23 protein-coding genes are annotated in these 21,510 nt (G+C 58.1%); 10 read left to right on the top strand and 13 right to left on the bottom strand.

What is annotated here, in order from left to right; translation table 11 throughout:
• From ACR0ES_RS04540 to upp, 4 genes are read left to right on the top strand one after another with little or no spacing between them, the layout of a single operon-like run.
• On the top strand, nucleotides 1-1,308 hold the full coding sequence (locus ACR0ES_RS04540; RefSeq protein ID WP_480772935.1) for a thymidine phosphorylase: 1,308 nt from the start codon (nucleotides 1-3) through the stop codon (nucleotides 1,306-1,308).
• The gene (locus ACR0ES_RS04535) at nucleotides 1,305-2,516 is read left to right on the top strand and encodes a phosphopentomutase (protein WP_480772934.1); all 1,212 of its coding nucleotides are present in this window, start codon (nucleotides 1,305-1,307) and stop codon (nucleotides 2,514-2,516) included. Before ACR0ES_RS04540 ends, ACR0ES_RS04535 begins: the two co-directional genes overlap by 4 nt.
• Nucleotides 2,513-3,499: an adenosine deaminase gene (locus ACR0ES_RS04530; protein WP_480504516.1), complete on the top strand. Its 987-nt coding sequence runs from the start codon at nucleotides 2,513-2,515 to the stop codon at nucleotides 3,497-3,499. Before ACR0ES_RS04535 ends, ACR0ES_RS04530 begins: the two co-directional genes overlap by 4 nt.
• Nucleotides 3,496-4,128 (top strand): uracil phosphoribosyltransferase, encoded by a 633-nt coding sequence (upp, locus tag ACR0ES_RS04525; protein ID WP_480484262.1) that lies wholly within the window; start codon nucleotides 3,496-3,498, stop codon nucleotides 4,126-4,128. The genes ACR0ES_RS04530 and upp overlap by 4 nt, the downstream gene beginning before the upstream one ends.
• Nucleotides 4,129-4,134: 6 nt before the next feature.
• On the opposite strand, the gene ACR0ES_RS04520 is transcribed toward upp, so the two are convergent.
• Complete coding sequence (locus ACR0ES_RS04520; RefSeq protein ID WP_480772933.1) at nucleotides 4,135-5,148, bottom strand: hypothetical protein; 1,014 nt, start codon at nucleotides 5,146-5,148, stop codon at nucleotides 4,135-4,137.
• A 148-nt stretch (nucleotides 5,149-5,296) separates the two neighbouring features.
• On the opposite strand from ACR0ES_RS04520, the gene ACR0ES_RS04515 reads away from it, so the two are divergent.
• Together ACR0ES_RS04515 and ACR0ES_RS04510 are read left to right on the top strand one after the other, a co-directional pair.
• Nucleotides 5,297-6,232, top strand: a complete 936-nt coding sequence (locus tag ACR0ES_RS04515; protein ID WP_480772932.1) for a DMT family transporter — start codon at nucleotides 5,297-5,299, stop codon at nucleotides 6,230-6,232.
• 268 nt (nucleotides 6,233-6,500) lie between these two features.
• Nucleotides 6,501-7,274: a Hint domain-containing protein gene (locus ACR0ES_RS04510; protein ID WP_480772931.1), complete on the top strand. Its 774-nt coding sequence runs from the start codon at nucleotides 6,501-6,503 to the stop codon at nucleotides 7,272-7,274.
• Nucleotides 7,275-7,330: 56 nt separating this feature from the next.
• Here ACR0ES_RS04510 and ACR0ES_RS04505 read toward each other — a convergent pair whose 3' ends face one another.
• From ACR0ES_RS04505 to ACR0ES_RS04470, 8 genes are all read right to left on the bottom strand, one after another.
• The gene (locus ACR0ES_RS04505; protein WP_480772930.1) at nucleotides 7,331-9,532 is read right to left on the bottom strand and encodes a 3-hydroxyacyl-CoA dehydrogenase NAD-binding domain-containing protein; all 2,202 of its coding nucleotides are present in this window, start codon (nucleotides 9,530-9,532) and stop codon (nucleotides 7,331-7,333) included.
• Entirely contained in the window at nucleotides 9,525-10,013 is a 489-nt protein-coding gene (locus tag ACR0ES_RS04500) for a cupin domain-containing protein (RefSeq protein ID WP_480546468.1), read from the bottom strand. The genes ACR0ES_RS04505 and ACR0ES_RS04500 overlap by 8 nt, the downstream gene beginning before the upstream one ends.
• On the bottom strand, nucleotides 10,013-11,224 hold the full coding sequence (locus ACR0ES_RS04495; protein WP_480869646.1) for an acetyl-CoA C-acetyltransferase: 1,212 nt from the start codon (nucleotides 11,222-11,224) through the stop codon (nucleotides 10,013-10,015). Before ACR0ES_RS04495 ends, ACR0ES_RS04500 begins: the two co-directional genes overlap by 1 nt.
• Before the next feature lie 11 nt (nucleotides 11,225-11,235).
• Nucleotides 11,236-11,874, bottom strand: a complete 639-nt coding sequence (locus ACR0ES_RS04490; protein ID WP_480484256.1) for a glutathione S-transferase family protein — start codon at nucleotides 11,872-11,874, stop codon at nucleotides 11,236-11,238.
• A 279-nt stretch (nucleotides 11,875-12,153) separates the two neighbouring features.
• Nucleotides 12,154-12,366: a hypothetical protein gene (locus ACR0ES_RS04485; protein WP_209503252.1), complete on the bottom strand. Its 213-nt coding sequence runs from the start codon at nucleotides 12,364-12,366 to the stop codon at nucleotides 12,154-12,156.
• Between the two features lie 55 nt (nucleotides 12,367-12,421).
• The gene (locus ACR0ES_RS04480; RefSeq protein WP_480869644.1) at nucleotides 12,422-14,203 is read right to left on the bottom strand and encodes an acyl-CoA dehydrogenase C-terminal domain-containing protein; all 1,782 of its coding nucleotides are present in this window, start codon (nucleotides 14,201-14,203) and stop codon (nucleotides 12,422-12,424) included.
• A gap of 42 nt (nucleotides 14,204-14,245) precedes the next feature.
• Nucleotides 14,246-14,647, bottom strand: a complete 402-nt coding sequence (locus ACR0ES_RS04475; protein WP_209503256.1) for a MerR family transcriptional regulator — start codon at nucleotides 14,645-14,647, stop codon at nucleotides 14,246-14,248.
• Between the two features lie 270 nt (nucleotides 14,648-14,917).
• Nucleotides 14,918-15,286, bottom strand: a complete 369-nt coding sequence (locus ACR0ES_RS04470; protein WP_267364662.1) for a MerR family transcriptional regulator — start codon at nucleotides 15,284-15,286, stop codon at nucleotides 14,918-14,920.
• A gap of 115 nt (nucleotides 15,287-15,401) precedes the next feature.
• On the opposite strand from ACR0ES_RS04470, the gene ACR0ES_RS04465 reads away from it, so the two are divergent.
• Genes ACR0ES_RS04465 through ACR0ES_RS04455 form a run of 3 tightly spaced genes read left to right on the top strand, consistent with a single transcriptional unit; the run spans nucleotide 15,402 to nucleotide 17,660 of the window.
• Nucleotides 15,402-15,821 carry a PaaI family thioesterase gene (locus tag ACR0ES_RS04465; protein ID WP_480546472.1) on the top strand — a complete coding sequence of 140 codons (420 nt, stop codon included), beginning with the start codon at nucleotides 15,402-15,404 and terminating at the stop codon, nucleotides 15,819-15,821.
• Between the two features lies 1 nt (nucleotide 15,822).
• Nucleotides 15,823-16,341 (top strand): PaaI family thioesterase, encoded by a 519-nt coding sequence (locus ACR0ES_RS04460; protein ID WP_267364663.1) that lies wholly within the window; start codon nucleotides 15,823-15,825, stop codon nucleotides 16,339-16,341.
• A gap of 2 nt (nucleotides 16,342-16,343) precedes the next feature.
• Nucleotides 16,344-17,660, top strand: a complete 1,317-nt coding sequence (locus ACR0ES_RS04455) for an MATE family efflux transporter (protein WP_480869643.1) — start codon at nucleotides 16,344-16,346, stop codon at nucleotides 17,658-17,660.
• Here ACR0ES_RS04455 and arsC read toward each other — a convergent pair.
• From arsC to ACR0ES_RS04435, 4 genes are read right to left on the bottom strand one after another with little or no spacing between them, the layout of a single operon-like run.
• A complete protein-coding gene (arsC, locus tag ACR0ES_RS04450; RefSeq protein ID WP_480869641.1) occupies nucleotides 17,657-17,998 on the bottom strand; it encodes an arsenate reductase (glutaredoxin) in 342 nt (113 codons plus the stop codon). The genes ACR0ES_RS04455 and arsC overlap by 4 nt on opposite strands.
• Nucleotides 17,995-19,053, bottom strand: coding sequence for a quinone-dependent dihydroorotate dehydrogenase (locus ACR0ES_RS04445; RefSeq protein ID WP_480538202.1), 1,059 nt, complete (start codon nucleotides 19,051-19,053; stop codon nucleotides 17,995-17,997). The genes arsC and ACR0ES_RS04445 overlap by 4 nt, the downstream gene beginning before the upstream one ends.
• Nucleotides 19,050-19,481 carry a DUF1330 domain-containing protein gene (locus ACR0ES_RS04440; RefSeq protein WP_480538200.1) on the bottom strand — a complete coding sequence of 144 codons (432 nt, stop codon included), beginning with the start codon at nucleotides 19,479-19,481 and terminating at the stop codon, nucleotides 19,050-19,052. The genes ACR0ES_RS04445 and ACR0ES_RS04440 overlap by 4 nt, the downstream gene beginning before the upstream one ends.
• Nucleotides 19,478-19,816, bottom strand: coding sequence for a DUF952 domain-containing protein (locus tag ACR0ES_RS04435; protein WP_209503272.1), 339 nt, complete (start codon nucleotides 19,814-19,816; stop codon nucleotides 19,478-19,480). The genes ACR0ES_RS04440 and ACR0ES_RS04435 overlap by 4 nt, the downstream gene beginning before the upstream one ends.
• Nucleotides 19,817-19,923: 107 nt before the next feature.
• On the opposite strand from ACR0ES_RS04435, the gene ACR0ES_RS04430 reads away from it, so the two are divergent.
• The gene (locus ACR0ES_RS04430) at nucleotides 19,924-21,501 is read left to right on the top strand and encodes a bifunctional metallophosphatase/5'-nucleotidase (protein WP_480484248.1); all 1,578 of its coding nucleotides are present in this window, start codon (nucleotides 19,924-19,926) and stop codon (nucleotides 21,499-21,501) included.
• Nucleotides 21,502-21,510 lie beyond the last annotated feature (9 nt).

Raw genomic sequence — 21,510 nt, 5'->3', positions numbered from 1 at the left:
ATGGACGCCCGTTCAATCATAGCCAAACTGCGCAGGCACGAAGTTCCAGGCCGCAACGAGCTGATCTGGTTCGCGCAAGGGTTGGCAGACGGCAGCGTCAGCGATGCGCAGGCCGGGGCGTTTGCCATGGCCGTCTGTATGGGCGGGCTGGGTCCTCAGGGGCGTGCGGACTTGACGATTGCGATGCGCGATAGCGGCGATGTTCTCGGTTGGGATGTGGACGGGCCGGTGATCGACAAGCACTCGACCGGTGGGGTCGGGGACTGCGTCAGCCTTGTGCTGGCTCCGGCGCTGGCGGAATGTGGTGCGTATGTGCCGATGATCTCGGGTCGGGGTTTGGGGCACACGGGTGGAACATTGGACAAGCTCGAGGCGATTCCGGGTGTCAGCACTCAGATCAGTCAGGACCGACTTGCGCAGATATTGCGCGAAACGGGCGCGGCCATCGTTGGCGCGACGGGCCAGATTGCACCGGCGGACAAGCGGCTTTATGCAGTGCGGGATGTAACGGCAACAGTCGAAAGTCTGGATTTGATCACAGCGTCGATCCTGTCCAAAAAGCTGGCGGCCAGCCCGGATGCGTTGGTTCTTGACGTCAAGGTCGGCAGCGGTGCCTTTATGAAAACAATTGAGGATGCCCGTAAGCTGGCCACAGCATTGACCGAGACAGCGAACGCGGCCGGGTGCCGGACTTCGGCGGTGATCACGGACATGAACCAGCCTTTGGCCCCGGCGCTGGGTAATGCACTGGAGGTCGCGGAAGTGATGAAGGTTCTGACCGGTCCTGACGCTTCGCCACTGGTGGACATTTCTGCCGAGTTGGGCGGCGTCCTGCTGGCTGATGCAGGCATATGCAACTCGGTCGAGGAGGGGCGCGAGCAGATCGCCAGGATCGTCCGTGACGGTCGCGCTGCCGAACGGTTTGGCCGCATGATGGCAGCGGTTGGTGGTCCTGTGAAATTTGTCGATACCTGGACCCGTTTCCTACCTGAGGCGAGCGTTATTCAGGAGGTTCCTGCCCCCGAAAACGGTTACATCTCCGCCATCGACGGAGAGGCTCTGGGCCTTGCGGTCGTCGCGCTGGGTGGCGGCCGTCAGGTCGAAAGCGATGAGATCGATCCGGCCGTAGGAATATCCAACATCCTCAGGCTGGGGGATCGTGTTTCAAAAGGTTCACCCATTGCCGTGGTCCACGCTGCACGGGAAGACGCCGCACGGCGCGCGGCGGACACTGTGCTGAGCGCGATGACGATCAGCGATACAGTTCCAAAGCTTCCTGATCTGATCCACGAAAGGATCAGCGTATGAGCCGTGCATTCTTTGTGGTTATGGATTCTGTTGGAATAGGTGGGGCACCCGACGCAGATCAGTTTTTCAACGGTGATGTCCCGGATACCGGGGCAAACACGCTGGCCCATATCGCCCAAGCTTGTGCGGAGGGCCGTGCAGAAGAGGGGCGCACCGGCCCGTTGCACCTGCCTAACCTGGACGCGCTGGGTTTGGGCGCGGCTGTGCGGCTGGCGTCTGGAGACGCCACTCCGGGCCTCGATGCCGAACCTGCTGGACTATGGGGCTACGCGCGTGAGCATTCGCCGGGTAAGGACACGCCCTCGGGCCACTGGGAACTGGCGGGCCTGCCGGTGCCTTGGGATTGGCATTACTTTCCAAACACGGTTCCGGCTTTTCCAGCGGAACTGAGTCGCGCGGCAGCCGAAGCTGCTGGGACCGAAGGCATTCTTGGTGACTGCCACGCGTCCGGGACAGCGATCATAGCCGAACTGGGTGCCGAACATATGCGCACCGGTTGGCCGATCTGCTACACATCCGCTGACAGTGTGTTTCAGATCGCGGCCCATGAGGAAAGCTTTGGGCTGGAACGGTTGCTGGACATGTGCCGCGCGCTTGCTCCGCGATTGCACAAGATGAAAGTGGGGCGTGTCATCGCGCGCCCCTTTGTCGGAACGCCTGAGACGGGGTTCGAACGGACGACCAATCGCAAGGATTTCGCCATTCTGCCCCCGGCACCGGTGCTGACCAACTGGGTGCAGGATGCAGGGCGACGGGTTCATGCAGTGGGCAAGATCGGCGACATCTTCTCGATGCAGGGGATCGACACGCTGCGCAAAGGGTCGGATGCCCAGCTGATGCAGCACCTGTCTGATCTTGTGGGCGAGGCGGAAGAGGGCAGTCTGACCTTCGCCAACTTTGTCGAATTTGACAGCCTTTATGGGCATCGCCGCGACATCAGCGGCTATGCCCGAGCGTTGGAATGGTTTGACCGCGAGATCGGGGATATACTGAAGAAACTTCGACCAGGCGATCTGTTGCTGTTAACAGCTGATCATGGCAATGACCCAAGCTGGACCGGAACAGATCACACCCGTGAACAGGTTCCGGTTCTGATTGCGGGACAGGGTACCGGACAAATCGGGCAAGTAGATTTTACCGATATTGCGGCCAGCATTGCCCACCATCTGAACATTCCGGCGCAAGGTCCGGGAAGGAACTTTTTATGAGCGTTGCAGACCTGCCCAAAATTGAACTGCATCTTCACCACGAAGGCGCGGCACCTCCGGCCTTCATCCGCCAGCTTGCCCACGAAAAACGCGTTGACCTGAGCGGTATCTTCAAGCCAGACGGATCTTATGATTTTCGTGATTTCGCGCATTTCCTGAGCGTGTACGAAGCCGCTTGCGAAGTTCTGAAAACGCCCGAAGACTTCCGAAGGCTCACATTGGCCATTCTTGAGGAAAGCGCTGAAAATGGCGTGGTTTATTCCGAGACCTTCCTCAGCCCTGATTTTTGCGGCGGTGGCGACCTGCATGCGTGGCGGGATTATCTGAATGCCATTCAGGATGCGGCGGACGAAGCCGAGCGTAAATTCGATATCACCTTGCGCGGTGTCGTTACCTGTGTCCGCCATTTTGGCCCCGAACAAGCCAGGCGGAGTGCCCATTGTGCGGCCGAGACCGCCGGAAACTGGATCACCGGTTTTGGCATGGGCGGCAACGAATCCATTGGCACGCAGGGTGACTTCAAATGGTCTTTCGAATGTGCCCGCGAAGCCGGGCTGCGCCTGACCACGCATGCGGGTGAGTTTGGCGGTCCTGACAGTGTGCGCGACGCTGTGCGCGATCTGGGGGTTGAGCGTATCGGGCACGGCGTCCGCGCCATCGAAGACCTTGAACTTGTTCGTGAACTGGTTGACCGGGATGTCACGCTTGAGGTGTGTCCGGGTTCGAATGTGGTTCTGGGTCTTTTCCCAGATTTTGCCGCCCACCCCATCGCGAAACTGCGCGATGCGGGCGTAAAGGTTACGATTTCCACCGACGATCCTCCGTTTTTTCACACGACCATGCGGCGGGAATATGAGATGTTGAACGCGGCGTTCGGCTGGGAGGCCGGGGATTTTGCGGCATTGAATGAGATGGCCCTGAACGCGGCCTTCTGTGATGATGACACCCGCGCGCGGGTCAAGAAAAGATTGGAGAACACATGAGCGAACACCTGACCGTCGTTGATCACCCGCTGGTGCAACACAAGCTGACGCTCATGCGGGACAAGGGCACCTCGACCGCCGGATTCCGGCAGTTGCTGCGCGAGATCACATTGCTTCTGGCTTACGAGGTCACGCGCGACATTCCCCTTACAACGCGAAATATCGAAACGCCGATGGAAGAAATGGACGCCCCCATACTGGCGGGTAAGAAAATGGCGCTGGTGTCGATCCTTCGCGCCGGAAACGGGATGCTGGACGGGGTGCTGGAACTTGTACCTTCGGCACGCGTCGGTTTCGTGGGGCTGTATCGCGACGAAGAAACGCTGAAACCCGTACAGTATTATTTCAAGGCCCCCGAAAGCCTGAAGGACCGTTTGGTCATTGCGGTGGATCCGATGCTGGCGACTGGTAACAGCTCGGCCGCGGCCATTGACCTGCTGAAACAGGCCGGGGCGACGGATATTCGCTTTCTGTGCCTGTTGGCGGCACCCGAAGGTGTCGCGCGGATGAAGGAAGCACACCCTGACGTTCGTATCGTCACGGCAGCGCTGGACCGCGAGTTGAACTCGAAAGGTTACATCATGCCCGGTCTGGGGGATGCCGGTGACCGGATGTTCGGAACCAAGTGATCCGGTTTATTCGCCGCAAATATTCTGTAGCCGGACCCAGTCACGGTCCGGCAGCACCTGTTCCAGTACCCTTCCCGCCATCGGATCCGCTTCGATCAGGCCAAGAACGGTTTCGCCGGTCACATCACGGGCATAGGCGTAGGGGGTTGAGGGAAGCGCGCTTTGCGAGAACATCGCCAGCAAGTCGTCGTCAGAAATGGCCGGACGAGGCTGTGACAGGACCTGCTCGGTATATGTGTCGATAATCTCGGGCGTCAGCCCACCGGTTGTCAGCAGCCTAAAGGCCGAGGTCGCGCCGGTTCTGTCCAGAAGGTCATCCAGCGGGTCCCAATGCGCGGCCCGCGCCCGTTCCGCAATCACATAGCCCGCTGCAACGGCAGGATCTTCGTAATCTTCTACCAAAGCACGGCTTAGCAGGACCGTGCCGCCAGGCAGGCTGAGGCTGTCCTGAACGCCTGCTGGCAGAATGATGATCTGCCGTACGCCCGTGCGCCGGGCCAATAGTTCCAGTGAATCCCGTGCATCCCGCGACGTACAGGCCTGGCCCGAGACGCGCTCGATCCGATGCAGGATCATATCGCCGATCTCTTGCCGCTTGACCTGGGGCACGACCGAGACAACGTGGTTTTGCAGTGCACCCGGCAGCCAGAACAGCAACAGGGCCAGCACAGCGGCCACGACGCCTCCGACACTCAGCCAGCGCAAACGCCCCGGGTGGGGGCGGGACCGATCAATAGCGCGCTGCAATCGGTCGATCGCTTCAAGCATCGTGGTTTCGGATTCGGCCAGCTCAAGCGTTTCATCCGGATCACCGTCCGGGTTGAAAATGGCCGGAAAGGAGCCAGGGTTCTGGCGTTCAAGTGCCGCCAGCGACCAGTGGGTCAGCGCCCTGTCATTGAAATCGGAAATGGTCAGGGTGGCTTCACCGATAGACACCACAACCTCGCGCCGCTGTTCATCGGGCGAGGGGCGCCACAGACCGGTGGCTTCGATCCGCTGGTACTGTTTCAGGGCCGTCATCTGGGTGGGTCTGCTCGAATTTGTTTTGCTGCAGCTTAGCATGGTGAAATCGCAGGGCGCAAACCTGTTGCGCAGTCATTGCGAATTGTGCTGGATACCCGAAAGGATCGAGACTGTCGGTCCAAGATCACAATCCGGACACGACTTCATGCAGGCGCATTCCTCATCTTCTGCTGTGCTGGCTTCGGCCCTGATGGTCAGTGCGATGGCAATTGTCGGCGTTATCGACAATGTTGTGATCTTGTTGGCAGAAACCGTCGGGCTGTGGCAGTTTCATATGACCCGTGCGCTTTTGATGCTGCCGCTGATCGTCGGCCTGTCGTTTCTGGGGCTGGGCAGGCTGCGGCCTGTGCGATGGGGACCTGTTATATTGCGCAGCGTTCTGATCACCACAGCAATGTTCTTTTATTTTGCATCCCTTGCCATGATGCCAATTGCACAGGCGCTGGCAGGGTTGTTCACATCACCGATTTTTGTGCTGTTGATCTCCTCTCTGGTGCTCAGACAATCGATAGGGCCGTGGCGTATACTGGCCGTGCTGATTGGATTTACCGGCATCCTTCTGGTGTTGCAGCCAAACCCCAGCGATTTCGACCTGCGCACGTTGGTGCCTGTGGCCGCGGGGTTTTTCTATGCCTTCAGTTCGATCCTAACGCGTACGCATTGTTCGCAGGAAAGCACTGTGGCCATGCTGGCTGTCATGGTCATAACAATGGGTCTGGCCGGGGCGTTGGGGGTCACGTTCCTGACAATCGCGCCGGTTGTTACGGCAGACGGTGCCGAGGGGTTTGTTACGCGTGGGTGGGTCTGGGATATGGGGCCTGCCATACCGTGGTTGGTTACTCAGGCTGTCGGTTCAACAATCGCGGTTTTCATGCTGATCAAGGCATATCAAGTGGGCGAGCCGTCTTATGTGGCGGTGTTCGAGTATTCTGTCATGATCTTCGGCCCGCTCTTCGCATTTGTGGCCTTTGGACAAACCATTGGCGCCTTTCAGATTTCGGGCATCCTTATGATTGCGGCAGCGGGCTTGTTGCTGGGGTGGCGCGCCAGCCGATCCTCTGAACAGCAAAAAGTAGCCTGACGCTATTGGGTCGTATGCACGCCTAAGCCACATCGTTTCGTTACTTCCGTATCCGGTGAAACGCTGTGGATTCGGTGGATCGACAAATGGCATTCGTTTCAGAAATGGCAAAAATGTCGGATGAGAGTCCTGGAGTGTCCACGAAAACCATCGGCAATTACGCGGAATTGGTCAAAATTGGGCGCAAATATGTCTGGAATGTGACGGGCTGGATTTTTGGTGTTAGCTCATTGGCATAAATGTTTTGTGCCAAAAGGGGGTAAGGCACGTGTCCGAAGTAACAAGTATTTCTGTTAATCTGGATCAGCTGCCAGAAGTTGATCGAACCAACAAAAAACAGGCGGTAAATGCGCGCCGTGGCGGGTTTTTGCACGGCACCAAGATCGCCACGACTGCCGGGTGGAAGCCGGTCGAACGGATCACGGTAGGTGATCTGGTTCGAACCCTCGATCACGGGTTCAAAGAGGTGCGGCGCATCTCGATAAGCGTTGTCGTCATTCCGGCCGATGAACGCCGGGTCGAATTCCTGCCGGTCCTCGTGCCTGCCCGCGCCGCATATAACGGGCGACCTGTCTGGTTGATGCCCGAACAGGGCATGGCGCTGAACCTGTCCCGGATCAATTCCACGGCCGATGCGCCTTCGGTGGTGCCCGCGCGTTTGCTGAACGGTGCCGGTCGCCTGACGTCACAGGCGCCGGGGTCGTCTTTTGAAGTGTTTTCCCTGTTTTTTGATGATGATCAGGTGATCTTTGTCGAAGGCGGATTGCAGGCTTATTGCCCGTCCGGTCGCTTCAATATGCGTGGCGCAACGACAGGAACACGGTATGAAGTCGCGACCGTAGAGGTCGCCTCCGACCTGATCCATTCTCTTATAAGCAGGGGCGATATGTCGGCTCTTGCCAACCCATTGGGTGCGCTGCCTGCACCCATTCCCCAGGAACCGATATTTCCGATCCGCCCGCCATTTGGGGTCAGGCGACCGGGTCGACCGGGACGCCCAAGCGCGCCGGTTCTGTTCCTGCGGCCCGAATGGCAGATCTAACCAAACACTGACAAGAACGATGCGGGCGCATGGTGACATGCGCCCGCATCATTGGATTAAGCGGCCTTTGCTTCGGGGTTGAAGCGACCGTAGAAGCTCTGACCTTTTTCTGCCATCTCGCGCAGCAGTGGCGGGCAGGCAAAGCGTTCACCGTATGTCTCGGCCAATTGATCACAACGTTCAGCCGCATAGGGTGTGCCGATGATGTCCAGCCAGCTGAACGGACCACCCGACCACGGGGCAAAGCCCCAGCCCAGAATTGCACCGACATCGCCCTCGCGGATGTCTTCCAGAACACCCTCTTCCAGTGCGCGGACGGCTTCCAGAACCTGAGCAAACATCAGACGTTCCTGCACTTCGATCAGGTCAGGCTGGTCATCGGCAAGCGGATACTTCTCTTGCAGGCCCTTCCAGTATTCGACGCGCTTGCCCTTCTCGTCATAGTCGAAGAATCCGGCATTTGCCTTGCGACCCAGACGGCCCTGTTCCTCCATCCAGAAGATCAGATCGTCCGAGGGGCTTTCCGGATAGGCATCGCCCATCGCCGCCTTTGTCGCGCGGGCGATCTTGGCACCCAGATCAATCGAGGTTTCGTCGGTCAGCTGGATCGGGCCGACCGGGAAACCCAATTGCCGCGCGGCGTTGTCGATCAAAATGGGGCTGACGCCTTCAGTGACCATGCGCGCACCTTCGTTAATGTATGGAATGATGCAGCGGTTTGCGTAGAAGAAACGCGCATCGTTGACCACGATCGGGGTCTTGCGGATCTGACGCACATAGTCCAGCGCCTTGGCCACTGCACGATCCCCGGTTTCCTTGCCCTTGATGATCTCGACCAGGAACATCTTTTCGACCGGTGAGAAGAAGTGAATGCCGATGAATTGGTCAGCCCGGACCGAAGCTTTGGCCAGATCGCTGATCGGCAGGGTCGATGTGTTCGATGCAAAGATGCAATCTTCGGGGATAATCGCCTCGACCTTCTTGGTCATCTCAGCCTTGACGCCCATGTCCTCAAAGACCGCTTCGATGATCAGGTCACACCCTTTCAGGTTGTCCAGATCCGGCGTCGCGGTGATGCGACCCAGCATGGCCTCTTTTTTCTCAGCCGTGACCTTGCCGCGCTTCATGCCTTTGTCCAGGTAGGTCTCGGAATAGGCTTTGCCTTTGTCGGCAGCCTCCTGATCGCGGTCGATCAGAACCACTTCCATACCGGCCTGCGCCGATACCAGAGCGATACCAGCCCCCATCATGCCTGCGCCCAGAACGCCGATCTTCTTGACGGACTGATCCGGAACGCCTGCAGGACGCACGGCACCTTTTTCCAGTGCTTCCTTGTTCAGGAACAGCGATCGGATCATCGCACCAGACGACGGGTTCATCAGCACAGACGTGAACCAACGCGCTTCGATTTTCAGCGCGGTGTCGAAATCGACCAGAGCGCCTTCGTAAACCGCGCTCAGCAGAGCCTTGGCTGCCGGGAAGGCCCCTTGGGTCTTGCCATTCACCATCGCCGACGCGCCAACGAAGTTCATGAAGCCCGCAGGATGATAAGGGGCGCCACCGGGCATTTTATAACCCTTCGCGTCCCAAGGCTTGACCAGATCGGCGTCCTTGGCGCTCAGAACCCACTCCTTGGCTGCTGCCACTGGATCGGCTGCGATTTCGTCGATATAGCCTGCGCCCTTGGCTTTCTTGACGTCCAGCATTTTGCCTTCCAGCAACAGCGGAGCCGCCGCAATGGCGCCAACTTTGCGGACCATACGGGTGGTGCCGCCCGCGCCAGGGAAGATGCCGACCATGATCTCGGGCAGGCCGTACTTTGCCTTTGGGTTTTCGGCTGCAAAGATACGATGGGTAGACAGGGGCAGTTCCATACCGATGCCCGCAGCGGTCCCGGGCAGAACGGTAGCAATCGGCTTGCCGCCTTTCTTTGTCTTGGGATCCATGCCCGCCAGCTCGATCTTACGGAGCAGCGCATGCATCTGCATCGTACCTTCGAACAGGCCCTTGGCGGGATCGTCACCGGCCTGTTCTTTCATCACGGCCAGCAGGTTCAGGTCCATGCCGCCAGCAAAGGACCCCTCCTTGCCGCTGGTGATGACGATGCCTTTAACCTCGTCATCGGCCAGCGCCTGATCGATGCAATCGCTCAATTCTGCCAGCCCGTCAAAGGACATCACGTTCATGGTCTTCCCGGGCACGTCCCAGGTGATCGTGGCGACGCCGTCTGCGTCTTTGCTCAGAGTGAAATCAGTCATTGTCATCTCCAATCTGGTCAGCCGTCAGCGGGCTGCCATCCTTGCGGGTGAAGGAGAATCCGTTCTCATCAACCTTCACCATCATGTCCATGTCGCTGTAATAGCCGGTCTCGGTCGGGGTCCGTGTGCCCACCACCAGAAAGGTCATGGGCGCATCGGTGTTGTTCACAAGGTGATGGCCGTTGGCCTCACCTGCGGGCCAGGCGGCGCAATCGCCGGGCTGCATCTCGTGCTCGCCATCATCATCGACCAGCGTGCACGAGCCGCTGAGGATGATGGCAAACTCGTCCTGCTTCATGTGGTAATGGCGCAGCGATGACAGGCCCTGCGGATCCAGCCGCACGATGTTGACCCCGTATTGGGTCAGCCCGCCCGCATCGCCCACGCGCTGCGCAAAGCGACCTGTGGTCGCTTCGGCCAGCTTGCCGGGATAGGCCGAGCCGCCCTGAAACGGGATCTTAGAGAGATCCAGCTTGGGCATCAGACACGCTCGATAATGGTTGCCGCACCCATGCCAGATGCAATGCAAAGCGTGGCCAGACCGGTTTCCTTGTCCTGACGCTCAAGTTCATCCAGCAGCGTGCCGATAATCATTGCACCCGTGGCACCCAGCGGGTGACCCATCGCGATCGAGCCACCGTTGACGTTGACCAGTGCGGGATCGACATCAAATGCCTGCTGGAACCGCAGCACGACCGAGGCGAAAGCTTCGTTCACTTCAAACAAGTCCAAATCGCTGATCTTCATGCCATTGTCGGCCAAAATCTTTTCAGTCACCGGAACCGGGCCAGTCAGCATGATGGTCGGATCAGTGCCAATCTTGGCGGTTGCTTTGATGCGGGCACGCGGCTTGAGGCCGTATTTCTCGCCAAATTCCTTGTTGCCGATCAGAACAGCAGCGGCTCCGTCCACGATGCCCGAGCTGTTGCCGGCGTGGTGGATGTGGTTCACGCGCTCAAGATGGGGGTATTTCAGCATCGCAACCTTGTCGAAGCCAGGCATCTGTTCGCCCATCATAGCGAATGACGGGTTCAGCGCACCGAGGCTCTGCATGTCAGTGCCGGGGCGCATGTATTCGTCGCGGTCAAGAATGGTCAGGCCGTTCTGATCCTTGACGGTGATCACGGATTTCTCGAACCGGTTGTCGGCCCAGGCTTCCGCAGCACGTCTTTGCGATTCAACCGCCAGCGCATCCGCGTCATCACGGGTAAAGCCATACTCGGTCGCGATGATGTCGGCCGAGATTCCCTGAGGCACGAAATAGGTCTCCATCGCCAGCGAGGGGTCAACAGCGATTGCTGCACCGTCGCTGCCCATGGCCACGCGACCCATCATCTCGACACCGCCCGCAATATAGGCTTCGCCAGCGCCGCCTTTCACCTGGTTTGCGGCCAGGTTCACGGCTTCCATGCCCGAGGCGCAGAAACGGTTGATCGCGAGACCCGGGATCGACTGGTCGAGGTCGGATGCCAGAACGGCCGAGCGCGCAAGACAGCCGCCTTGCTCCATCACTTGCGTGACGTTTCCCCAGATCACGTCTTCGACGGCGTGACCTTCCAGGTTGTTGCGCTCTTTCATCGCGTTCAGGGTCAGGGCGGACAGGCGCACCGAGGTTACCTCGTGCAGGCTGCCATCCTTGCGGCCCTTGCCGCGCGGCGTGCGCAGGGCGTCATAGATATAGGCTTCGGTCATGGGTCTTCTCCTCAAGCTCGATCCGACGGGTTGCCGGGCATCAGGTCATAGGGGTGTTTCCAGCCGGGCTGTTCGGACAAGCGGGTCAGCCAGGCGTCGATATGGGGCCAGTCGGCACGGTCAAAGCCAAATGGTTCAGGGTAATACAGATAACCACAGCAGCTAAGGTCGGCGTTGGTCACACCATCACCAACGATCCAGTCGCGGCCGTCCAGGTGGTTGTTCAGGATCTCATAAGCTGCCTTCAAACGCCCTTTATTGAATGCAATGACATCAGGGTTGCGGTGCTGCTCGGGTAGAAAATTGATCAGGAACCGCGTCAAACCTGCCATTGAGCTGAGTTTGTGATTGTCCCACAAAACCCAACGCAGAATATCGTAGTCTTCTTCCCGGTCCTTGCCACCGAACTTGCCGGATTTCTCCGTGACATAGGCCTGAATCGCACCGGATTGGCTGGTGTGAAAATCTCCATCGACCAGAACTGGTGCTTCACCCAACTCGTTTACGTCAGCACGATATTCCGGCGTACGGGTTACACCTTTGAAGAAATCGACAAAGACCGGTTCCCACTCCAAACCGGACATTTCCAGAGCCAAAGCAGCCTTGTAGCTGTTTCCACTTTCTCCGAAGCAATGAAGTTTGATGGTCATGTGCTCGCCCCTCCCAAGGCGCATGTGGCTAGGCCGGATTTGAGTATTTTTGAAAAGATGAAGGGCAGTAGGTAATCTTTCATCAACCATCTTCGTATTCAGTGGTCGTGCGGTACAGGCTGGAGAGCCGATGACCGCAAAAGGTGAAGTCGTTCCTGTCCTGATGGCGAGTGTGCCCGGTGGCAGGGACGCATCGCCGCTTCATCTTTTCACAAATACTCCCGCCGGAGGCGTCCGGCATTCAAATTAAAGTCGCCGTTGAGTTTTCTCCGCAGCAGTTCACCTCTTCCGTGCCTCAAGTTCGGAATTGAAGATGCGCAGGCGGTGGGTCAGGTTCTCCTCATCAATCACGCTGTTGAAATTCTCGAACAAGAAAGACAGCGCTTCACCTTCGTCCAGACCGGCATCACGCGCGAACGCTTTGAGTTTGCGATACCCATCTTCAGTCATCGCAACCGGAAAGCGGCGGGTCAGGCGAAAACGTTTTGGCATTTGGTCTCCTCCGGTAAGCTGGGTCCGGGCGGTGTTGCCCGGACCCAGACTGAGATCAGAAGTTCGCCGCGTCCAGTGCCATTACCGTGTCCGCGCCGGTCTGGATTCGCGCCAGATGCATCGCTGTCGCGGGCAGGCGGCGGGCCATGTAGAAACGGCCGGTGGCAATCTTGGTCTCGTAGAATTCTTTGTCCGAGGCTCCACCATCCAGCGCTTCCTGAGCCGCTTTCGCCATTTGCGCCCACATCAGGCCCAGGCAAACATGGCCGAACATGTGCATAAAGTCATAGGAACCGGACAATGCGTTATTCGGGTTCTTCATGCCTTCCTGCATGAAATACATGCCAGCGGTCTGCAAATCCTTGGATGCGGCTTTCAGCGGTTCGATGAACGCCTTGTCGTATGCTTCGTTCTGGCCCGCGTTTTCCTTGCAGAAGGTTTTGACCATCTCGAAGAACGCCATGACGTGCTTGCCGCCATCCTGCGCCAGCTTGCGACCCACAAGATCAAGCGCCTGAACGCCATTTGCACCTTCGTAGATCATCGCGATGCGGGCGTCGCGGGTATATTGCGACATGCCCCATTCTTCGATGTAGCCATGGCCACCATAGACCTGCTGCGCCTGAACGGTCATGTCGTAGCCTTCGTCGGTCAGAAACCCTTTGATGACCGGGGTCAGCAGCGAGATCAGCCCGTCCGCATCCTTGTCTCCCGCGCGGTGCGCCTTGTCGATCATGGTCGCGCCCCAAAGGATGAACGCGCGCGCGCCTTCGGTAAAGCTTTTCTGATCCATCAGGTTGCGACGGATATCAGGATGCACGATCAGAGGATCGGCCGGACCATCCGGGTTCTTGACACCGGTCACATCGCGACCCTGCAAACGGTCCTTGGCGTATTCCAGAGCATTCTGATAGGCCGCTTCGGCTTGCGACAGGCCCTGCATGCCCACCCCCAGACGCGCTTCGTTCATCATGGTGAACATGGCGCGCATGCCCTTGTGCTCTTCGCCCAGCAGCCAGCCGGTGGCTTCGTCATAGTTCATGACGCAGGTCGAGTTGCCGTGGATACCCATTTTCTCTTCGATCTTGCCGACCGATACGCCGTTGCGCTCGCCCAGGCTGCCGTCTTCGTTCACAATGAACTTGGGCACAATGAACAGCGACACGCCTTTGATGCCCTCGGGGCCACCCGAGATCTTGGCCAGCACCAGATGGACGATGTTGTTTGCCATGTCGTGGTCGCCAGCCGAGATAAAGATCTTCTGGCCGGAGATCTTGTAGCTGCCGTCACCCTGCGGTTCTGCTTTGGTGCGCATCAGGCCAAGATCGGTGCCACAATGCGGTTCGGTCAGGTTCATGGTGCCGGTCCATTCACAGCTGACCATGTTGGGCAGGTATTTGTTCTTCTGCTCGTCTGTCCCGTGCGCCAGAATGGCCGAGGCTGCGCCATGGGTCAGGCCCTGGTACATGGTGAAAGCCTGGTTGGAGCCCGAGAACATCTCACCTACGGCTGTGCCGATCACGTAGGGCATGTTCTGGCCACCATACTCTTCCGGCATGTCAAGGCCAGTCCAGCCGCCTTCCTTCATCTGCTCGAAGGCGTCTTTGAACCCGGTAGGGGTGTACACGATACCGTTTTCCAACCGGCACCCTTCGGTGTCGCCAACAACGTTCAAAGGATGCAGGACGTTGGCGGCAACCTTGCCTGCTTCTTCGAGAACTGCGCCGGTGAATTCGGCTTCCAGTTCGTCATAGCCGGGGATGTCCGACTGTGAGACTTTCAGAACATCGTGCAGAATGAACTGCATGTCTTTGGTTGGCGCGTTGTAAACGGGCATGTGAAGCTCCCTTAATTCATATGTCCGGAAGGCAGGGCGAGGTTACTCGGCCGCCTTCTTTTCCTGTTTCATCGAGGCGATGACTTTCTCGCCCCAGCGCAACTGCTCTTTCAGATCGTCGATGGCCTGCGTCAGCTCTTCGCGGCGCGATTCCATGTCAGCCAGACGCTCGCACGCGATTTCATATGTGCGATTCATCTGGGTGACCTGTTGATCGCCCACATGGTAGAGATCCAGCAGCTGTCGAATTTCCTCGAGGCTGAACCCGAATCTTTTGCCGCGCAGGATCAGCTTGAGCCGCGCCCGGTCACGTTTGGTGAACAGACGTTTTTGGCCTTCGCGGATCGGGAACAGTAGTTCCTTTGCCTCATAGAACCGCAAGGTGCGTGGTGTGACATCATAGGTCTCGCACATCTCGCGGATGGTCATCACATCTTCGGTCATTCGTCATACTCTCGTCACTGGCGTCATGAGACATGAGTTGCGCAGTTGGTGGGTGCTTTACAACATGTGAGTGACGTTTACGTAATCCAGACGCTGCGTCACTTTGAAGTTGACGTAACATCCGTGCACGTAAGGGGCTTTTGGCGTAATTTTGTTACCGTTACGTCAACTGATTTCCGGCATGAAAAAACGGGTGCCTTGAAGGGGATGCGCATCGGTTTTGACAGGTTCTGCCACCTGCAATGCTTAGTTATGAAAAATCGGAAAAGGTTATTCCAGCGACTTGGCCGTTTGGTCGCGCAGGCTTTTGAGTTCGTCCATTGCCTCATCCAGCTGCTGTCGCTGCTGCTGAAGCTCACTCATCTGGCGGTCCGCCATTTCGACAAAGGTGGCCATCTGGGCCTCGTTTCCCTGATCTTCATAGATCAGTAGCCATTGGCGAATCTCTTCTAGAGGAAAACCAAACTTTCGGCCGCGCATGATCAGTTTCATCCGCGCGCATTCCCGGGCCCCGTAAAAGCGCGAACGCCCTTCGCGGTCCGGTTGCAAAAGCTCGATATATTCGTAGTAGCGCAGGGTGCGCGGCGTTACGTCAAACTCGGCGCACATTTCTTTGAATGACAAACGGTTGTTGGACATTCCCGGTCTCCTCGTCAGCAACCTAGGCGGTCCCGATCCCAAGCGCAACAGGTAGGCTTGCTCTTTACCGGAACACCGGCTCATAAAGGCGGTGCAGAGAACAGGACGCATACTTATGGTCGATAAGACAGTTTTAGCCCGCCAGTTTATCGAGGCGATCCCCCATGCGCGGGCATTGAACCTTACGCTCACGCAGATCGGCGAGGGTGAGGCAGAGATAACTCTGCCCTACAACAAAGACCTGATCGGGGATCCGCGTACAGCGGTGATTCATGGGGGAGCGATATCCACGATTCTGGACACCTGTTGTGGCGCTGCGGTGATGAGCCACCCATCGGCCCCCGGAGGAACCGCAACAATCGATCTGCGGATAGACTATATGCGCGCGGCGACGCCAGGTCAGACGATTACTGCACATGCCGTCTGTCACCATATCACGCGAAACGTTGCCTTCGTGCGGGCCACCGCAATGGACAACGACACGGACCTGCCGGTGGCGACAGCCTCAGGGTCCTTTACGGTTGAAGGGAAGTAATATGCCAAGACCTCGTCCCGAGCCGATGCAGGTGGTCAAGCAGCGCCGCGATGCAGCCCTGCGTGCGCTTGTCGACGGCGTACCGTATATACGTTTCCTGAACATCAGTTTTGACAGGCGCGGGGATGAGCTGACCGGCGTTTTGAATTTCGATGACAAGTTGATCGGCAATCCGTTTCTGCCTGCAATTCATGGTGGTGTGACGGCTGCCTTTTTGGAAGTGACAGCCGTTATCACGCTGAGCTGGGAACACATGTTCCCAAGTATTGAAAGCGGAGAGATCGATGCAGAGGCCATCGTGTCAGACGAAAGCATCCGGTTTCCCAAGACGATCGACTTTACCGTTGACTATCTGCGTTCGGGCTTGCCGCGAGACGCCTATGCGCGGGCATTTATCAGCCGGTCGGGGCGGCGTTACGCCTCGGTACGGGTTGAAGCCTGGCAGGACAATCATGCGAAACTGTTTGCGCAGGCCTCCGGGCATTTCCTGATGCCGCAACCGCCTCGGGGCAAGAGCTGACCATGCAGGACGCCTCGGCGCCCATCACGCATCGACGGGTGCTGAAGATCGCTGTGCCGATTGTCCTGTCGAACGCCACCGTTCCGATTCTGGGTGCAGTTGATACCGGCGTTGTCGGCCAGTTGGGGCTGGCTGCGCCAATCGGGGCGGTCGGGATCGGTGCAGTGATCCTGTCAACGATCTACTGGATTTTCGGCTTCTTGCGGATGGGAACCACCGGGATGGCGGCGCAGGCACGCGGGGCAGGTGACGCTGTTGAAACCCGGGCATTGCTGATGCGCGGCCTGATGCTTGGCGGCGCGGCCGGGCTGTTCTTTATCCTCACGCAAGTGGCTGTGTTCGCCGCTGCATTCGCCCTTTCCCCGGCAAGTCCCGAGGTCGAAACGCTCGCCCGCGCCTATCTTGAGATTCGAATTTGGGGGGCGCCAGCAACTATCGCGCTTTATGCGGTTACCGGATGGTTGATTGCGGTTGAACGCACGCGTGGGGTTTTTGTTCTTCAGGTCTGGATGAACGGATTGAACATCGTTCTGGACCTGTGGTTTGTGCTTGGTCTTGGCTGGGGTGTCGAAGGGGTTGCCATAGCCACTTTGATTGCGGAATGGACAGGTCTGGCGCTGGGCCTTTGGCTGTGTCGGGATGGGTTCGAAGACGGAATCTGGCGCGACTGGGCCCGCATATTTGATGCCGCTCGGCTGCAACGGATGTTGCAGGTCAACGGCGATATCATGATCCGGTCGGTTTTGCTAACCGGATCCTTCACGACTTTTCTTTTCGTCGGTTCGGATCTCGGTGATGTCAATCTGGCGGCCAATCAGGTCTTGCTTCAGTTTCTAGAAGTCACAGCTTTCGCGCTGGACGGGTTCGCCTTTTCCGCCGAGGCTTTGGTCGGAAGCGCGGTGGGTGCCAGAGACAGGTATCAGGTGCGCCGTGCGTCTGTCATGACCTCGCAATGGGGTGTTGGGGGTGCCCTGTTACTGGGTGCGGTTTTCTTCGTCGCCGGACCGGCGTTGATCGACGTCATGTCGACCTCACCGCAGGTGCGTGAGGCGGGGCGTGAGTTTCTCGTATGGGCCGCGTTGGCACCCGTTATTGGCGTGGCAAGCTGGATGTTTGACGGAATCTACATAGGCGCTACCTGGACCCGGGCAATGCGCAGCGCGATGTTCCAATCGGTTGTGTTCTATCTGGTTGCGCTGTTTATTCTGGTGCCAAGCTTCGGAAATCACGGCCTGTGGGCCGCGTTGATGGTGCTTAATATCGCGCGCGGCGTGACTTTAGGATGGCGCTATCCCAAGCTCGAGGCGCAGGTGGCCTAGAGCAGCGTAAGAAGGTTTTCCGGTGGACGCCCGATGGCGGCTTTATCCCCCGCAATGGCAAGCGGACGCTCAATCAGGATCGGGTTTTCGGCCATGGCCCGGATCAGGGCGTCGTCTGGCGAAGCCTTTGTCAGCCCCAGTTCCTTGAACCGGGATTCTCCGGTACGCATCATCTCAACGGGCGAAAGCCCCAATGCGGATTGTGCCGCTCGCAGCTCATCGATTGATGGTGCATCCTCAAGATATTTGCGCACCGTGACCCGTGCGCCATTCTCTTCCAGCAACGCAAGACCGGCGCGGGACTTTGAACAGCGCGGGTTGTGCCAATATTCGATCATAGCCAGTCCTCTCGTTTGCTGCCGACGGCTTGGGCTACATTCTCAAAGCCGTCGCGGGCCAGCAGTTCATCCAGCCCGTTCGCAATGTCAGCCGCCAGAGAAATGCCGCCATACACCATCGCCGTATAGAACTGCACAGCAGATGCCCCGGCGCAAATCTTGGCATAGGCCTGTTCCGCATTGCTGATGCCACCCACGCCGATCAGGGGAATGTCACCTCCGGTCAACTGGCTGAGCCGTGCCAGAACACGTGTTGATTTCTCGAACAGCGGTGCGCCGGACAATCCGCCGGTTTCACCTTTGTGCGAACTGCGCAACCCGTCACGCGACAGGGTGGTGTTGGTGGCGATCACGGCATCCACACGGGTCTCGCGCGCAACATCGGCAATGTCCTGCAACTCGGCATCGGTCAGGTCCGGCGCGATTTTCAGGAAGATGGGCAGTGGGCGAGGCAGCGCATCACGGGTTTCAATCACACCGTTCAAAAGCGCGCTTAGCGCCGCCTTGCCCTGCAAATCCCGCAGCTTTTCCGTATTCGGGGATGACACGTTGACCGTGGCAAAATCCAGATGCGCGGCACAATGCGCCAGCACCTTTACGAAATCACCCGCGCGATCCTCGCTGTCCTTGTTGGCGCCCAGATTCAGGCCGATCACCGCATTTTGGGGGCGATCAGCAAGCCGTTTTTCCATCACCTCCATGCCTTCGTTGTTGAAGCCAAAACGGTTGATCGCCGCTTTGTCCTCGGTCAGGCGAAACAGGCGTGGTTTGGGGTTTCCCGGTTGCGGGCGCGGTGTCACGGCCCCGACTTCGATGAAACCGAACCCTGCGCGCGACAGCGGCGTCAGAACTTCACCGTTTTTGTCGAAGCCCGCGGCCAATCCTACCGGGTTAGGCAGGTCCAACCCGGCAAGGCTTGTTTTCAGGCGCGGCGTTGTCACCGGCCCCGGCGCAGGCGCAAGCCCCGCCTTCAAAGCCCTGATCGACATCCCGTGGGCGGTTTCGGGGTCCATGCAGTGCAGGGCTGCAAGCCCGAATTTCTCGGTCAGTTTCATCCGAACGCTTTCCTGCTTTCGCTTGATCCGCACCGGATCAGGCGCGAGGTCTCTACCGCAGCCTGCCGATGGACCACCGCCGCCCGGTAGGCCGGATCGGTCACCATTTCAAGAAACGCATATGCAGTCGGATAGCGTGCGATAAAGACGGCATCCCATACCTCATCAGCCGGTCCGATCAGTGTCGTTTCAAAGACACCCCGCCATAGGATGCTTGCCCCGATACGGCCAATGATTGGGGCGGTTTCAGTCCCGTATTTCTGATAGGCCTGCGCCCCGGTCAACCCTGCGCCCGCCAATTCATGTGATTTGGGATACTGCGCCTCGGCGCGGAACTTCACCAGATTGAGCATTTCGATCGGCTGGTCGCGGTCCAGGGCCTTGAACGCCTCGAACTGGCCGCGATCCGGATCGACATAAGATATCATGCCATGTCCTCGGGAAACTGATGTGCCGTGCCGACAAAAGGCAGGGGTCGCGCCCAGACAACGTCGCTTAACCTGATCTGACGATACAGATGTGGAAACAGGGCGTCTCCTCGCGACACTTCCCATTTCAGGTCATCGCCCATGGCATCGGCATCACAGGCCAACAGCGTAAGCCCTTCAACGCCCGCAAAATGCTTGGCAGCGGTTTCAGCAGCTTGTTCAGCGGTAGAAAAGTGAACAAACCCGTCTGACACGTCAATGGGTGCTCCGTCTGTGGCGCCCAGACTTTGCAGTTCAGCCCATTCGACGGCTCGGAAAATCTTGTAGATCAGCATGATGACCTGATGCCCCGCACAGCGCTTGGAATCAAGCTGGATTTCTCCTTTGACTCTCGGTCGACATAAGCGCACGATCCCCGGCAATAATAACAGGGAGTTCCAAGATGTTGACCCGATTTTTAACTTCGGTCGCGGTGGTGGGCCTGACGGCGGGTGCCGCAGCAGCCGATTACAAGCTGACAATTCTGCACACCAACGATTTCCATTCGCGCTTTGAGCCGATCAACAAATACGACAGCGGTTGCGGTGAGGAAGACAATGCAGAAGGCAAGTGCTTTGGCGGATCGGCGCGCCTAGTAACGGCAGTTGCCGACGCGCGCGCACGGGCAGAAAATTCGATTCTGGTGGATGGAGGTGACCAGTTCCAGGGGTCCCTTTTCTATACCTATTACAAGGGCAAGGTCGCAGCCGAGTTCATGAACAAGCTGGGCTATAATGCCATGACCGTCGGCAACCACGAGTTTGATGACGGCCCCGAAGTGTTGCGGGGGTTCATCGACTCGGTCGACTTCCCGGTCCTGATGTCCAACGCCGATATTCACGACGAAGAGCTTTTGACAGACAGGATCAAGAAATCGACCGTTATCGAAGTAGGCGGCGAGAAGATCGGCTTGATCGGCCTGACCCCAATCGACACGGATGAGCTTGCCTCGCCCGGCCCCAATGTCACGTTTTCGGACCCGGTGCCAGCTGTGCAGGCCGAAGTCGATAAACTGACAGGTGAGGGTGTCAACAAGATCATCGTTCTCAGCCATTCCGGCTATGGCGTCGATCAGCGTGTCGCACAAGAGACGACTGGTGTTGACGTGATCGTCGGCGGGCATTCGAACACGTATCTTTCGAATGTGTCGGATAAGGCGGCAGGTCCGTACCCAACAGTGGTAAACGGCGTACAGATCGTTCAGGCCTATGCTTATGGCAAGTTTCTGGGCGAATTGAACGTCACTTTCGATGACGATGGCAAAGTGATCGAGGCAGCTGGCGAGCCTTTGATCATGGACAACGCAGTGACCGAAGATCAGGCCGCGCTGGACAGGATCGCGGAACTGGCGGTGCCTTTGGATGAAATCCGCAACAAGGTTGTTGCAAGCGCTGCAGAAGCCATTGAAGGGGATCGTTCAATTTGCCGCGTGCAGGAATGCCAGATGGGTAACCTGGTTGCGGATGCGATGCTGGCGCGTGTGGCGGATCAGGGCGTTCAGATTGCCATTGCTAACTCGGGTGGGTTGCGGGCTTCTATCGATCCCGGTGATGTTACCATGGGCGAGGTTCTGACGGTGTTGCCTTTCCAGAATACACTGTCGACCTTTGAAATCAGCGGACAGGGTGTCATTGACGCACTCGAAAATGGCGTAAGTCAGGTGGAAGAAGTGAAAGGCCGATTCCCGCAGGTCGCCGGTCTTAGCTTTACCTGGGACCCAAGCGTGGCACCGAACGAGGGGCGCGTCAGCGAGGTGATGATTGCCGAGGGTGACGGTTTTATTCCGATCGACCCGAACAAGACCTACCTGGTCGTCACCAACAACTACGTCCGCAACGGTGGTGACGGGTACAAGATGTTCGAAGGCGATGACAAGAACGCCTATGACTTCGGCCCGGACCTTGCGGATGTCACCGCGGAATACCTGGCGGAAAATGCGCCCTATCAGCCCTATGTAGACGGGCGTATCAAACAGAAGTAACTTGGTTTA

The sequence above is a fragment of the Ruegeria sp. N7 genome, assembly GCF_056531345.1.
Note: the sequence above shows the minus strand (reverse complement) of the source record. Positions and strands in the feature narration are given on the sequence as shown.